Annotated in this window: 16 protein-coding genes; 10 read left to right on the forward strand and 6 right to left on the reverse strand. The window is 40.3% G+C overall.

Annotated elements, in window-relative coordinates:
• Nucleotides 1-60: 60 nt before the first annotated feature.
• The 3 genes from EZ437_RS20445 to EZ437_RS20455 all read left to right on the forward strand — a co-directional run bounded on the left by EZ437_RS20445 (nt 61) and on the right by EZ437_RS20455 (nt 2,438).
• The gene (locus EZ437_RS20445; RefSeq protein WP_131597993.1) at nt 61-654 is read left to right on the forward strand and encodes a GNAT family N-acetyltransferase; all 594 of its coding nucleotides are present in this window, start codon (nt 61-63) and stop codon (nt 652-654) included.
• A gap of 115 nt (nt 655-769) precedes the next feature.
• Nucleotides 770-1,156, forward strand: coding sequence for a DoxX family protein (locus EZ437_RS20450; protein ID WP_131597994.1), 387 nt, complete (start codon nt 770-772; stop codon nt 1,154-1,156).
• Nucleotides 1,157-1,382: 226 nt separating this feature from the next.
• Nucleotides 1,383-2,438, forward strand: coding sequence for a patatin-like phospholipase family protein (locus tag EZ437_RS20455; protein WP_131597995.1), 1,056 nt, complete (start codon nt 1,383-1,385; stop codon nt 2,436-2,438).
• Between the two features lie 355 nt (nt 2,439-2,793).
• Here the strand turns inward: EZ437_RS20455 and EZ437_RS20460 are convergent, their stop codons facing one another.
• Together EZ437_RS20460 and dinB are read right to left on the reverse strand one after the other, a co-directional pair.
• Nucleotides 2,794-3,102 (reverse strand): hypothetical protein, encoded by a 309-nt coding sequence (locus EZ437_RS20460; protein ID WP_131597996.1) that lies wholly within the window; start codon nt 3,100-3,102, stop codon nt 2,794-2,796.
• A 184-nt stretch (nt 3,103-3,286) separates the two neighbouring features.
• Nucleotides 3,287-4,369, reverse strand: a complete 1,083-nt coding sequence (gene dinB, locus EZ437_RS20465) for a DNA polymerase IV (RefSeq protein ID WP_225869643.1) — start codon at nt 4,367-4,369, stop codon at nt 3,287-3,289.
• Between the two features lie 104 nt (nt 4,370-4,473).
• Between dinB and EZ437_RS20470 the strand changes: the two genes are divergently transcribed.
• The 3 genes from EZ437_RS20470 (at nt 4,474) to EZ437_RS20480 (ending at nt 8,217) form a co-directional block, all read left to right on the forward strand.
• Entirely contained in the window at nt 4,474-4,728 is a 255-nt protein-coding gene (locus EZ437_RS20470) for a hypothetical protein (RefSeq protein WP_131597998.1), read from the forward strand.
• Between the two features lie 33 nt (nt 4,729-4,761).
• Nucleotides 4,762-5,736: a Gfo/Idh/MocA family protein gene (locus tag EZ437_RS20475; protein ID WP_131597999.1), complete on the forward strand. Its 975-nt coding sequence runs from the start codon at nt 4,762-4,764 to the stop codon at nt 5,734-5,736.
• A 249-nt stretch (nt 5,737-5,985) separates the two neighbouring features.
• Nucleotides 5,986-8,217: a S9 family peptidase gene (locus EZ437_RS20480; protein WP_225869644.1), complete on the forward strand. Its 2,232-nt coding sequence runs from the start codon at nt 5,986-5,988 to the stop codon at nt 8,215-8,217.
• 24 nt (nt 8,218-8,241) lie between these two features.
• Here the strand turns inward: EZ437_RS20480 and EZ437_RS20485 are convergent, their stop codons facing one another.
• Entirely contained in the window at nt 8,242-10,701 is a 2,460-nt protein-coding gene (locus EZ437_RS20485; protein WP_131598001.1) for a hypothetical protein, read from the reverse strand.
• Between the two features lie 366 nt (nt 10,702-11,067).
• On the opposite strand from EZ437_RS20485, the gene EZ437_RS20490 reads away from it, so the two are divergent.
• The 4 genes from EZ437_RS20490 (at nt 11,068) to EZ437_RS20505 (ending at nt 12,979) form a co-directional block, all read left to right on the forward strand.
• Entirely contained in the window at nt 11,068-11,274 is a 207-nt protein-coding gene (locus EZ437_RS20490; RefSeq protein ID WP_131598002.1) for a helix-turn-helix domain-containing protein, read from the forward strand.
• Nucleotides 11,275-11,281: 7 nt separating this feature from the next.
• Nucleotides 11,282-11,608, forward strand: a complete 327-nt coding sequence (locus tag EZ437_RS20495; RefSeq protein ID WP_131598003.1) for a HipA N-terminal domain-containing protein — start codon at nt 11,282-11,284, stop codon at nt 11,606-11,608.
• On the forward strand, nt 11,608-12,591 hold the full coding sequence (locus EZ437_RS20500; RefSeq protein ID WP_131598004.1) for a type II toxin-antitoxin system HipA family toxin: 984 nt from the start codon (nt 11,608-11,610) through the stop codon (nt 12,589-12,591). Before EZ437_RS20495 ends, EZ437_RS20500 begins: the two co-directional genes overlap by 1 nt.
• A gap of 127 nt (nt 12,592-12,718) precedes the next feature.
• On the forward strand, nt 12,719-12,979 hold the full coding sequence (locus EZ437_RS20505; RefSeq protein WP_131598005.1) for a hypothetical protein: 261 nt from the start codon (nt 12,719-12,721) through the stop codon (nt 12,977-12,979).
• Between the two features lie 208 nt (nt 12,980-13,187).
• On the opposite strand, the gene EZ437_RS20510 is transcribed toward EZ437_RS20505, so the two are convergent.
• The 3 genes from EZ437_RS20510 to EZ437_RS20520 form a co-directional block, all read right to left on the reverse strand.
• Entirely contained in the window at nt 13,188-13,373 is a 186-nt protein-coding gene (locus EZ437_RS20510) for a DUF2683 family protein (protein WP_131598006.1), read from the reverse strand.
• A 361-nt stretch (nt 13,374-13,734) separates the two neighbouring features.
• A complete protein-coding gene (locus EZ437_RS20515) occupies nt 13,735-14,634 on the reverse strand; it encodes an IS3 family transposase (protein WP_131598007.1) in 900 nt (299 codons plus the stop codon).
• A complete protein-coding gene (locus EZ437_RS20520) occupies nt 14,631-14,996 on the reverse strand; it encodes a transposase (protein ID WP_131598008.1) in 366 nt (121 codons plus the stop codon). Before EZ437_RS20520 ends, EZ437_RS20515 begins: the two co-directional genes overlap by 4 nt.
• Nucleotides 14,997-15,054 lie beyond the last annotated feature (58 nt).

Here is a 15,054-nt window from a genome sequence, read left to right on the forward strand (position 1 = left end):
TTGGTAGATTTATACCGGTTATAGGGCTTTTTGTTTATTAAAATAACTTTATTTACAACCATGATAAAATTTGATTTTACACAGGATTACACACTCGAAAATGAAGTAGCGCTGCTGCGTCCGCTAAGCCTGCAGGATCTGCCAGAACTTTTATATATAGCCGGTCAACCGGAAGTCTGGAAATATTCTACCCTAAAAGCAGATACAGCAGCAGATCTGGGCAATTATATTGACAGTGCTTTAGCAAACAGAGTGGCTGAAAAAGAATATCCTTTCGTAATCATAGACAAAAGAACGAATGGCTATGCCGGTTCTACCCGGTTTTACGACATTAAATTAAACCAGCATAACGTGTCATTAGGCTATACCTGGTACGCAACGCAGCATCAAGGTACCGGATTAAATAAACATTGCAAATACCTCCTGTTGGACTTTGCCTTTCAGCAGGGCTTTGAACGGGTAGAGTTTGCTGCTGACACCCTCAATGAACGCAGCATAGCAGCGATGAAAAGTATTGGATGTATGCAGGAAGGTATATTAAGAAGCCATACCATCAGGCAGGATGGCAGCCGACGCGATACCATAGTCCTTAGTATGCTAAAACCAGAATGGGATCAATACTTAAAAGAAAGACTGCAAAACAAGCTTAAATAATTCTAATTGGCCTTTGTCTCAAACACCCCCTTATATTGTCGTATCATCCCATTATAGATATGCTATAATTGATGTAAATTAGTCTTATCAAATTAACAAATTAAAAAAGATAACTATGAAAATCGCAGTAATTATTGTACGCTCACTTATGGGACTAATGTTCCTTTTTGCATCAGTAGCAGTACTTTTTAACCTCATGCCCCAACCACCAATCCCTCCTGGAAACATGAAGACTTTTAATGAGGGAATCGCAGCCAGTGGTTATCTGATGACTTTTATTAAAGTTACAGAACTGGTATGTGCGCTTGCTTTTCTGAGTGGGCGTTACGTTACCTTAGCTACTGTAGTTATCTTTCCAATCATGCTCAACATTGTATTTGTCCATGCAATTCTTGCACCTGAAGGATTGCCTATAGCTATTTTATTATTATTGGGAAATTTGTTTCTGGCGTATTATCACAGAGAAAATTATAAATCCCTATTTATAGCAAAATCATTTTAATACTCCTGTAAGAAATAATCTTAATTATTTTTTTAATGACAAAAGCCGGTATCTAACCGGCTTTTGTATTTTCTCATAGGTAATGATTGTATTGAGAGCGTGAAAAAGAACTAGCGTTATTTGTTGTAAAGATACACGCAGTAATACATCCTATCAACTGTGAAAAGACACAGTTGTAAATTCGCTGGATAATATTTATGTGTATATTTACTGTAACCAAAAGTTTATGAAGAAAATCCTTTCTATTGATGGAGGCGGCATAAGAGGCATTATTCCCGGTATGTTCCTCGTGGCACTCGAAGATAAATTGAAAAAAGAAAGTAGGAACCCAGACGCAGCCATTGTAGATTATTTTGATTTTTTCGCAGGTACAAGTACGGGAGGCATTTTGACCTGTTTATTGCTTTGCCCCTCTAAAGATCATCCAACCCGCCCTATGTTTTCAGCAAAAGCCGCTTTGGATCTGTATCTGGAACACGGCAATGAGATCTTCAAAATGAGCTTCTTTAAAAGACTGAGAGCAAAATTTGGTTTGGCTGGAGAGCGTTACAACAGTCAGATATTTGAAAGAGTACTTGAAAAATATTTTGGAGAAACCCGGCTAAGTCAGCTCATTAAACCTTGCATCGTCAGCGCATACAATATAGAATTGAGAAAGACACATTTCTTCAGACAGCAGAATGCCATAGCCAGGGGCAACTCAAGAGATTTCTACCTTAAAGATGTCTGTAGGGCCACTTCGGCTGCGCCTACCTACTTTAGCGTTGCAGAAATTTACTCGCTTGCCGGGGTAAGATATCCGTTGCTTGATGGAGGAGTGTTTGCCACAAATCCTGCTTTAAGCGGATTAATAGAGGTTACAAAAGCTTATCAGCAAACCAGAATCAATGACATACATCTGGTTTCATTGGGTACAGGTCAGTCCAAACGGTCCTATGACTATGAACACTTTAAGAAAAGTAGTGCGATGGCAATTGTACCAGCTATTTTAGATATCATGATGAGTGGAGTGGCAGAAACAAGTCATTTTTTTCTGCAGCAATTGTTCAGGTCGGCAGGCAAAGAGAAAAATTACATACGTATAGAACCCAGCAGCCTAGAGAGCATTAAAGAAGGACTGGATGCTGCCAGCCCTTCAAATATTCAAAAGTTAGTAGCGCTGGGAGACCGCACTGTGAGTGAACATGAGCATGCACTTAATGACATAGCCAAATTTCTGGTAGAAGAGCAAAAACGTACGATATCCAAGCTTCCCTGGGACTTTTTAAAAGTAGCCAGATAACTTATAAAATTTACGGTGTTGTAATTTTACATGCATAATAAAAGCAGAACACAAACAATACAAAAGCAATAAATTTTAGAATACCGATTGAGAAGCGCGTTACGGAAGACTTGTTTAGATTTTTGAGATGCATAACGACAATGTTTAAATAATTTTGTTATTAATAGTAAGTCAAAAATAGTTGGAAATGAATATGCCGTCAACTGAGAAAATACACAGTTCAATTCCGATAATTTATAAGTTGCTTTAAAGAAACATTCTGTTGTCCAGGTTGTTTGAAAAAATAACAGAAAAAAACCTGTTGCCTAAAATAGGCAACAGGGACATATAGGGATGATTATAGGGAAGATTATTATTATTGAATTATTTTTCCGTCTTTATCAATTTTAAGTGATCCTATTTCCTGATCTTTTTTTACATTGATTAAATAATAAGACGATTTATCCGGATTAGTAACCAAAAATGCATCCACTGGAGTCCATGCTTTTACAGGTTCAGACTGTAGCGTTTTTTGAACTGAGTCTGGCAGGTTCTTTAGTTCCACAGGAACCTTTGTTGTACTGTCTTGTACCGTTGTTAGAATTGGGTTTTTGATTTCGTTTGCGCTTACTGTAGTTAAACCGGCTAATGCTAAAAAGGCTGCTGATAAGATGATCTTTTTCATAATATGTTTTTTAATGTTATTTAATAGTTGTACTACTACTATTGTTAACAATTATGCCTTAATAAGTAATTTATGGCACATCATTCATTATGAGGGTTTTAAGATTATCGATCAGATGGAAAGGTGTAGAATAAATCCACATATTGATGAAGATCTAAACACACATACCAAAAGACGATTTCAATTATTCAAATAATTGAAGCTGATATGGGTCTCCGGATTTGGGTTCAATAGTAATTTCATTGAAATTAGAAATAGAAATACCCAAAAGCCTGACTGATTTATCATCCAATGATACATTCTCAAGTAACTTTTTTACGGTATTTAATATCGTCTCATAGTCAGATACCAGATTATTCAATGACAAACTCCTCGTTATGAGACTAAAATCACTGTATTTAAGCTTTAGGGTGATGGTACGTCCTTTAAGCTGGTGCTTGTCCAGCCTTACTGATACTTTCTCGGTTAGCCGCCCCAATTCGGTATGCATTTCTTCAATGGTAATCAGATCATGCTGAAAAGTATCTTCAACAGCTAAAGATTTGGTCTGTCTGTATGGCTGTACTTCCCGCTTATCAATTCCACGTACAATAGAATAATAAAACTTACCGGCTTTACCAAAGTGCCTGGCCATATCCTGTTCACTAAGTTTTTTTAGGTCGGCCCCGGTATGCAGCTGCATGCTTTTCATCTTTTTTGCAGTTACCTTACCCACACCAAAGAATTTCTCAACGGGCAGGCTTTCCATAAAAGTGGCTATTTTGGATGGCCCTATAAAGGTCAGTCCATCCGGTTTGTTCATATCAGATGCGATTTTAGCAACAAACTTGCTGGAAGATACCCCTGCTGAGGCTGTCAGGTTCAGTTCATCTCTGATCGCTTGTTTGATCTGTTTCGCTATTTCCAATGCAGATCCAATATTCAGTTTATCTTCTGTAACGTCAAGATAGGCTTCATCCATAGAAAGCGGTTCAATAAGTGCTGTATACCTGCTAAAAATCTCTCTGATCCTTAACGAAACTTCTTTATACGCCTCAAATCTGGGTCTTACAAATATTGCATAAGGACAGAGTTGGATCGCTTGTCTGGATGACATGGCAGATTTTATACCAAACTTACGGGCTTCATAACTGGCAGTTGCAACTACGCCACGTCCATCCGGTGAACCACCAACTACAATTGGCTTTCCTCTATATTCTGGGAAATCACGTTGTTCTACCGATGCATAAAATGCATCCATATCTATATGGATTATTTTTCTGACCACAGCTAAATTTAGTCAATAAATTTAAATGAACTATCTTTTTGTGAATGGATCATAGCAAACAATGACCTTGCTTTTTTGTTTTACTTCCAATCAAATACAATCAAATGGAAAACACACAGGAAAAAGATCTGAACCCTCACGAATTTACTTTAGAAATAGACGGTGAACCCACTGCAATACGTGTGGAGGTTCCAAAACCAGGTGACTATATTGTATACGTCAACGGCGAACGCAGTGGTCATATTTATCCGGTTGTTGGAAACACAAAACTTATTTGGAAAACCAATGACGACATTAATGAGGCATTGGTCGATGAAATAGGAGCGCAAATCGAAATTCTGGAAAAAAATCATCTTTAACCAAATTAACCTCATATTTGGTAAAAAAATAAGATGCAACAACTGAAATGGGGAATTATTGGTTGCGGGGATGTTACCGAGATAAAAAGCGGACCTGCATTCAATAAAGTTAATGGTTCATCACTGGTAGCTGTAATGCGCAGAGATCCGGTAAAGGCTGAAGATTATGCCCGTCGCCACGGAGTGCCACGATGGTATAGTGATGCTGAAGCATTAATTAATGACCCTGAGGTCAACGCCATTTATATTGCTACACCACCGCTCCAGCATGAAGCGTATACAGAAATGGCCCTTGCTAAAGGGAAACCTGTATACGTAGAAAAACCGATGACATTAAATACCAGGTCGGCCATTAGAATGAAAGCCGCATCTGAAAGATATCTTACCAAACTCAGTGTAGCACATTATCGCCGGCAGCAGCCAATGTTTTTAAAAATAAAAGAACTGCTTACCGAAAAGGTCATCGGAGATGTGCGATTTGTAAACCTGAGCATGTTTCAGTCGCCAAAAAATGAATTGATCGCCAACTCTGAAAGCAACTGGCGAATGGATCCTGCCATTTCCGGAGGCGGACTTTTCCACGATCTCTCTCCGCACCAGCTGGATCTGATGATCTATTATTTTGGTGAGGTAAGTTACTCATCTGGTATAGCCCTTAATCAGACTAAACAGCATAAAGCTGATGACCTGGTGACCGGACACATATTATTTAAAAATGGTATCGTTTTTAATGGCACATGGTGCTTTACTGTTGCTCAGGGTCAGGAATCAGATCAATGCGATATCATCGGCTCAGGAGGAATAATCAGTTTCCCGATGTTTGGGAATAAGGTTTCGGTGACCATAGACGGCCAAACGGAAGATTACATCTTTGAAGCACTGGCACACGTGCAGCAGCCAATGATAGAAAGTGTAACCAGTTACTTTTTAGGAAAAGGAACCAATCCCTGCAGTGCTGATGAAGCTATCCAGTCTATGCAGCTGCTGGATAGCTTCACTTCTTCTTAATGACCTGCGCTTTCAGATTTATTTTTCCTGATGAACGACAAATAAAAGGCCGTTACTATGATAATTACAGCTAATGTAACCAATGCGATTGTGATCTGTTGTCCCTGAACTGATTGTGTATGTTCCATCATTTAAAATTTTTTGTGAAGGTAAAAAAAATAATTGTAGAGTTTTCTCTAGATTTACGCAAACCTCAGACCAATTTTTAAAATGATTTCCAAGTATACTTTTTTACCAGCTCTGCTGATTTTGTCTAATTTTTTTCCTGCAAACGCTCAGGGTAAATTGAGCGATTATCAAAGAGCGGAAGTGATGAATGGGGCAATACAGAATAAAATACACTATTCGCCTGATAATTTTCAATGGATATCCGGTACGAAAAATTTTCTCTATTCCATGTTAACTCCAAGAGGTGTTGAATATATACTGGCAGACACAAAGACGCTAACCAAAGCTGCAGCATTTGATCAGCAAAGGCTTGCAGCTGAATTATCTGCTCTTTCCAATAAAACCATTCAGCCATTTCAGCTTCCAATTTCAAAAGCTACTATAACAGCTGATGGTAAGGAACTTAAATTTATCTATGACAGCGCATGGTGGACATACAACTTAACTACGTTTAAAGCAATTGAAGTCAGCAAAGTTGTTCCTCCAAGATCGCAGGGATATTGGGGAGATAATAATAATAATAATAATACGATTAGGAGAAGCAAATCACCGGATGGAAAATGGGTAGCTTATATAAAAGAATTTAATTTATATGTTTCCTCCAGCGACAGTATATCCGAACCCCATCAATTGAGTAACGATGGCTCGTCCGTCAACTATTATTCACCATATCTGTATTGGTCGCCCGATTCAAAAAAAATTGCGGCGTATAGAGTAAAAGCAAATAAACCTCATACCCTATATTTGATAGAATCATCACCAACAGATCAGTTACAGCCCAAATTACATACACGTAATTATTTAAAGCCGGGAGATGAAGTTCAGCAATTTACGCCATGCTTATTTCTGATTGATTCTATGAAACAGGTTTTTATAGACACCACAACTATTCAGGATCAATATGACTTGTCTGAACCTGTTTGGCGTAAGGATAGCCGCGCTTTTACTTTTGAATACAACAAACGCGGGCATCAAAATTTTGCAGTAATGGAGGTCGGCGAGACTGGAAGTATAAGAAAGCTCATTAATGAAGAATCCAAAACTTTCATCAATTATAGTGGCAGGAAATACCGATATGACCTGGCAGACGGCAAAGAGATTATTTGGGCATCTGAGCGCGATGGCTGGAACCACTTGTATTTATTTGATGAAAACGGGGTGTTAAAGAATCAGATTACTAAAGGAGAATGGGTAGTAAGGAGAGTGATTAATGTAAATGAGGCCGATAGGACATTGTTGTTTGAAGGGAGTGGGATGGAAGCTGGTATGGATCCTTATTTTATCCAGTACTATAAAATTAACCTGGACGGGACAGGTCTGAAGCGGCTAACAAATGAAAATGGCAATCATAAGGCTGTTTTTAATGATGATTATTCTTTATTCACCGACAGTTACTCGAGAATTGATAAGCCATCGGTAAGCTTGTTAAGAGATGGCAACACAGGCGAAATACTTATGGAACTCGAGAAGGCGGATATCACTCCTCTGTTAAACACTGGCTGGAAAATGCCTGAGGTTTTTACGGCTAAGGGGCGGGACGGAGAAACAGATATATGGGGGATGATCATCCGTCCGAGCAATTTCGACTCCACAAAAACCTATCCAGTGATAGAATATATTTATGCCGGGCCACATGATTCTTTTGTGCCCAAAAGCTTTGTGAATGACTCAAGAGGTTCTTTGCACGAGTTGGCTGAGCTTGGATTTATTGTAGTGCAGTGTGATGGTATGGGTACGTCAAATCGTTCTAAAGCTTTTCATGATGTATGCTGGCAAAATCTAAAAGATGCTGGTTTTCCTGACCGCATTGCCTTTATGAAGGAAGCAGCAAAGAGCTATCCTTATATGGATTTGAACAAGGTGGGCATTTTCGGCAACTCGGCTGGCGGGCAGAGTTCATTGGGTGCATTGCTCTTCCATCCGGATTTCTATAAAGTAGCGGTATCTTCATCAGGCTGCCATGATAACCGCATGGATAAAATCTGGTGGAATGAGCAATGGATGGGGTATCCTATTGGTCCGCAGTATGCTGCTTCGTCAAATGCGGAGCATGCAGATAAACTGCAGGGCAAGCTACTGCTGATATTGGGAGAACTTGATGACAATGTGGATCCATCATCTACTATGCAGGTAATCAATAAGCTGATCAAAGCAAATAAGAACTTTGACTTTCTAATGGTTCCGGGAATGAAGCATTCGCTGGGTGGTGATTATGGTGAGCATAAAAGACGGGACTTTTTTGTAAAACATCTGATGGGTATAGACCCGCCGGAGTGGACCTGGACACAAAATATTGTAGTGCCCAAGCCCTAAGGAAAATTTCTTTTCGATGATTTATCAGACAGTCTTACGTACCCTTGTTTCTTTGTAAACTGCGCCCAATAACACAAGTACAAGCAGGAGCGAACCCGCTAGTGAGATCTTTTCACCCGTATAATAAGGTGTTGGATGGAAAATAAATTCTATTTTATGACTACCAGCCGGCACATAAGCAGCGCGAAGCAAGTAGTTGGCTCTGAAGTAGGGCGTTTCCACACCATCTATCAGCATTTTCCAACCCTTTTTATAGAATATCTCTGAAAACACGGCGATGCCTGGTTTCTCCGAACTGCTCTGATAGACGAGCACATCAGGATTGTAGCTGGTTAATGTAATCGTGCCAGTTGTACTGCCGGTATCCAGTGGCTTGTCCGCAATATCTTTGTATTGCTGATCAACAATTACTTCTTTCTTAGGTGCTAAGTTTGTGATTGCCTGCATCTCTTCATCGGCATTCTTTACGAACCTTACTTTATTTACAAACCAGGCATGTCCACATGCTGCCGGGTTTAATTCAACTGTCTGTTTCTGAGTGTTAGGATCTGACGTGATAATGTATTTGGTGTTCATCATACCAAGGATATTCAGATTAAGCTCTTTGCTAAACTGGTTTTCAATGACTTCGTCAAAACGTCTCAATCTTGCTGCCGAATAGCCACCTATGGACTTATGGAAATAAGGAGTGGTTGCATCGCTAAGGACGCTTTGACTTAAGTCAATCACTTTATAGTTAGGATCTTTATCAAGCCATATCTGATGATCCACCTCACGCGGTTGTGGTTTTGCTGCCTCGTGTTTGGCCATAAAAGTACCGGTGTTCAGGTAGCGTTTATCAATGCTCCACATATCGACAATTACCAGTGCCAGAAAAGCAAATGACAGGGTGGAAAATGTCGTTTTGTTCTTAATATACGCCCATAACAGACCAAATGCCAGTGCAACGAAAATGCAGGACCTAACAGCGTCAGACTGTGCAGCAGATTGTCTGTCGGCAATCAGGGCGCTACCTATTGAATTGGCTGTTGCACCGTCTATTTTTAGTGTTGCTGCTAAATTACTGATCAGATCAGCATGGGTGCTGCTTGTAAAGGATAAAAATAGCGCAGGAATCAGCGCTACGATCAATGAAATCCCGAAAGTAATGTAGAAAGAGATCTTTACTTTTTTCAGGAGCTCGGCTTTATCTTTAAATGAAGACACCTCTTGCAATGCGAGCAGGGCCAATAAAGGAAAACAGAGACCTGCTACGGCGAGTATGGATTCGACAGTGCGGAATTTATTGTATAATGGTACGTAGTCAAAGAAGATATCTGATACAAGGGGCCAGTTTTTTCCGAATGACAAAAGCATAGTGAGGATAACAGTAGCGAGTAACCACCATTTCAGCCGGTTCTTTACGATCGTCAACCCCAGGACGAACAGAAAACAAATCACAGCTCCAAAATAAAAGGAGCCTTCGGTAAAAGGCTTTTCTCCCCAATATAAGGGTGTTAGGCCCTGAGCTATGTAAGCAGCCTGGTTTGGATCGGCACCTATTCCGTTCAGCGTTTTCACCACATTTTCATGTGCATTGACATCTCCTCTGCCGGCCCCGCCGTAGGCACCGGGGATCAGGAAAGTAATACATTCCTCCACACCCTGACTCCATTGGTAGGCGTACTCCCTTGATAGCCCACTCCCGGTTTTTCCCCCTGCAGGCTGGGTAAGGTTGGCGGGCCCCCTCAGTGTCTCGGTGCTGTAATCGTAAGTACTCCATAGCGAAGAAGCATTTACGCCAATAGCCAGTATCAAGGCAGCAGCAGCATAGCCCGCAGATTTTAGAAACGAAGTGGTCAATTTATTTTTAACAGCATGGTACAACTCGATGCCTACTAATATCAGTATGGCAAGCATCAGGTAATAAGTCATTTGTATATGATTGGCCCGGATCTCCAATGCAAGAAAAAATGCAAGTATGGCAGTTCCGGTGATATAATTTCCCCGGAAAATAAGAATTAGCCCGGCCAGAACAGGAGCAAAGAAGGCGATAGCAAATACCTGGTTGGCATGTCCTGCAGCAAGCAGGATGATGTTGTACGACGAGAATGTAAAGGCGATGGCACCAGCTGCTGCAAGCCAGGGATCCAGCTTTAGTACACAAAACAATAGGTAAGCACCCAGAATAAGCATCAAGACTGTACCGAGAGGAGCAGGCAGGGCATAGCTGATTACCTTGACTATCCAGGTGGTAATGTTATAAGGATAGGGCGCCCAGATCTGGAAAGCCGGCATGCCCGCATGGATCTGGTTAGTCCATAAGACAGTATTTCCTTTTTCTTTGTAATGATTGATTTCTGTTGCAGTTGATTCTGCTCTGGTTACATCATTTTGACCAAGTGTTTTACCAAAAAGGACGGGATTAAAGTAAACGAAGCAGATTACTATTAGCACTGCAACGACGATGAAATGAGTAGTATTTCGCTTAAACCAATTATTCATAGCTGTATATATATTTTCTAAATATAGGATAAAAAGCTATTTTACAAACTCCGAATTTTATATTGATAGCTGATTTTTGTAAGGACGAACAATAAGGGACAGTCCTGTCAGCCTTGTGTCTTTACACACATAGTCCTGGATTTACTGTAACCTATTAGTAGAGACAATCCTACCTTTTGGTTGAAATAGCGATTATTTGTTGGCCTGTTTATATTGAACTTAAGGTTGCAAAGAAGATCAGGCGAAATAGAAGCGATAATGATTGACTATTGCAATTTTAGAATTATATATAAAAGTGCGCTTAAAAGCACTTTTGTAGGGGGATTAAAAAAATAATTCTATTTTTGTATAAAATAGAGCGTTAAAATGCACTTTGAGAATATTATAAAAACAATAAAGGAACGAAGGGAATCTCTTCGGGTTACGCAGGAAACACTGGCAGATTTGTCGGGAGTAGGGCTGAGAACGCTCAAACAGTTTGAAGCTGGAAAGGGCAACCCAACACTGTTGACCCTTAAAAAACTGGGTGATGCACTTGGCCTTGAATTGACATTAAAGATAAAAGGGGGGTAAATAAACCATGAGACAGGCAAAGGTATTATTCAAAGGAGAAGAGGCCGGGTTATTGACCCAGCATGATGATGGGTCTTTTACGTTCCAATATCATACGTCGTGGGTAGAAAATGCAAAGAAGCCGGGCATCAGTCTTACGCTTCCCAAAATGGAAGAGGCATATCATTCTGCATTCTTATTTCCCTTTTTTTATAACATGCTACCAGAAGGCTTCAATAAAGAAGTGGTCTGCAAAATCAACAGGATCGACCGGGATGATTATTTTGGATTGTTGATGACTACTGCTAAAACAGATACAATAGGTGCGATAACCGTTATAAAAATTGAGGAATAATGAGTTTGCCAGAAATAAAATATTGCCCAGGAACATTGGCGGAAGGTTTTGATACCTATAGTCGGACTTGTCTAAAACGTGTTTTTAATGACAAAAAGGTCAGTCATATTTTATCCTACCAATCCCCTGCCTCCAACGCGGAAACAGATGAGCTTTTCGAAGAGAATACGAATAGAATGTCTATTTCCGGAGTACAGGAAAAATTTTCTGTGCTGCTGGATAAAAACAAGCTGCGCCTCATTAACGGGGGAGAACGGGGTACCTACATTCTAAAGCCTATCCCTAAAACGGGAAGAAAACCTGACCAGATGCCAGCAAACGAGCACCTGACCATGCAGATTGCCCGCCAGGTATATAAGATCGAAACTGCTGAGAATGCCCTGATCTTTTTCAGCAACGGGCGGCCTGCTTATATAACCAAGCGGTTTGATGTAAAAGACGATGGTTCAAAATTGGCTCAGGATGATTTCGCATCTCTGGATGGAAGAACGCCTCAGAGACAAGGAGCGCATTACAAATATCTTGGGAATTACCTTCAACTGTTTCATTTGATGGAAAAGCATGTGCCTGCTTATACATTGGAAGCTCCGAAACTGCTCCGCACACTGATGTTCAATTATCTGTTCTCTAATAGCGACGCTCATTTCAAGAATTTCTCTTTACTCGAAACCCCACAGGGAGATTACAGGCTCAGCCCTGCATACGACCTGCTAAATAGCCAAATCCACATCAATGATAAAGATTTCGCACTGGACGATGGACTATTGCCCAGAAAGCTCAGCCAAGGGAAAATAATGCATCAATTCACAGTATTGGCGCAGGAGGCCCGTATCAGCGCGAGTGCCTTTAACGGTATTGCATCGGATATGCTTTCAAATTTAGATCAGGTGGAACGATTGGTAAATGCTTCCTATCTGGATGATACAACCAAAAAGAACTATTTGCAGTCTTACCAGGGCAGGTACAAACAATTCATGAAATAAAAATTTGAATTCGTTAATGCAATATCTTATTGCCACAAGCATTTGTGTATTTTGCCTTCAGATATGGATCTGTAATTATTTCTTAATTTAAAACTTATCGTTTAACTTAGGTTTAAGATTTTATATAATGAAAAAAATTACGCTCTGTATAGTTCTAATCAGTATTCTCAGTCTTTCGTTCATCATATGGCCTTTTTTCTCTTTGAGTGGAAGTACATGGATTGCGCGTCTGGATTTTTTACAGGTCTTTCGCCTTTATCTAAGTATTGACGGCGGAGGGTCAGCTTACTTTATCTGGCTCAATATAATGCTGAACTTTCTGATGATAGGCAGTGCACTTGTTTATTATTTCAGCAGAGGAAAGGAGACAAGATTTCTGCGGTTTTAATCGGGATTGTGTTGTTTTCTAAATTTATTGTTGTGTTATCATCAATACTTTTTATGGTATTTGGTGATTTAGAGATTGGTAGTTACGGACTCATTCGGAGTTTTTTGTATTGAATTATTCAAATTGCCTTTGTTTATGGTTCTTATAAGCTACTTGTTTATCTGAATGCCCAAAGAGAGTTAGAAATTGTTTACAAAGGCGACCCGCCCTACTCAGACAAATAGTTATTCAGATCCTCGTTTTTAATCCTGGTATTTTTTCCTTCCCTGACCTGTTGTTCACTTTGTTTTATTTTAGCAACAAACTCAGGATCATAAAGGCTTTCCATTTCCTTTGTTTCAAAGCTCATTTTTAGCGCTTTAGCAAAAGCTTTAATAGCTGCAAGTTGTTCCATATTGTTTGGATACTACAAATTTAAATAATATTCTCTCACAGTAAGCAAATCAGCTGAATAAAGAGTCTGTCCAATGCATTCTCTGAATTTCTGGCAATGTCGGTGCTTTATTTGTCTTTTATCTGTGTACGTTTTGCCTGCGGACGACCGACCGACAACCAACGGGCCAGCTGCGGATCACAGTCGGGTTTTTCCGAACGTGGTCCGAACCTGAGCCGAAGCTGGCCCGAAGCTGACCCGAAGCTGAAAGGGTGTCAGATCAAACGCAAATCGAAGTGTCTTATACTGAATTGTCCTTACAAAAATCGGATAGTTAAACGGTTAAATCCTTACAATTATAAAAAGATATACTGATATATCCTTACATCAAATTTTCATCATACAGATATGCCCTTACACTGTTTTTTTGGTATTGGCTAAATTCCTGGTTGTGTCTTTTGTCGGGTGTCATYATTTCACAGCTCATGTGGGGTCTTACGTTGTTATATTTTTCTATTGCCTTGCAGACCGGTCCCACCGCCTTGGAATAAGATTGGAATGTCTGATACAGGCCAAATTCTGTTTTTAAGATGCCATTTACCCTTTCGGCGACTGCATTATCATATGGGGATCCCGACTGGGTCATGCTAATAGCAATGTGGTTTCTTTGTAAGATCTGCACATACTCATCACAACAATACTGTATTCCACGGTCGGAGTGRTGTATCAAAGGCCTCTTTTTATATTTYCTTGCCCCRATTGCCTTTTTTAGCGCAGAAATGCATCCAGAGGCTTTTAGGGATTGGCTAAGGTGATAGCCTACAATTTTCCTTGAATAGGCATCTGTGATCAGGAAAAGATAGATAAACCCTTTACYTGTTCTTAGATAAGTAATGTCGCTTACCCATACCTGTTCGGCCATGATGGGGCTTGTACGATTGATCATATCAGGCCATTTCCTGTAATGGTGAAAGGACATAGTAGTCGTTACGTATCTTTTTTTTGGGTATATCAGCATCCCGTTATCCCTCATCAGTGCGGAAAAAGCATCCCTCCCCAGGGTGATATTGTGGGTCGTCAGGTTGTCTTGCAGCATGTGGAGTAGCTTTACGCATCCTATACGCGGAAGAGAGGCCCTGATTTCCCTGACCCATCCAATTACCATCGCCTCCCGAATCAGCGAGCCGTCACGTCTTGCATTCATTTCGTACCAGGACTGCCTTGTCCTGCCAAACAGCGAGCAAATGGTGCCAAGAGATATATTAGTGAATACCTCCCTCATTTTACCGGCGGTTTGGTACCAGACTTTTTTCTGATATCAATATCCAGCTCCTTCTCTGCAATGTTAATCATCATCTCAAGAGCAGTGATCTTTAATTTGGCAAGCCTGAGCTCTTCCTGCAGACCCTGATCAGCATTTGACGCAAGCGGGCTGCCCGACTCCCAAACCTCGGCCTGGCTGATGTACTTTTTGTACCAGTTCACGAAATAGCGAACTACTTCGCCGCTGCTAAGCCCATACTTACGGCCAAGCTGCGCCTGGCTCAGTTTGCCTTCAAGGTATTCCCGGGCAACGGCAATTTTAAAAGAATCCTCATAGGTAACAAATGTCCCTGTCTGTGTCCCTTTTCTCGGTTTTTCCATAGTAATATAAAGTTAAATGGTTAGTCCGAATTTGGTAAGGCAATTTTAGGAATAGACA

The sequence above is a fragment of the Pedobacter psychroterrae genome, from assembly GCF_004331695.1.
GTDB lineage: Bacteria > Bacteroidota > Bacteroidia > Sphingobacteriales > Sphingobacteriaceae > Pedobacter > Pedobacter psychroterrae.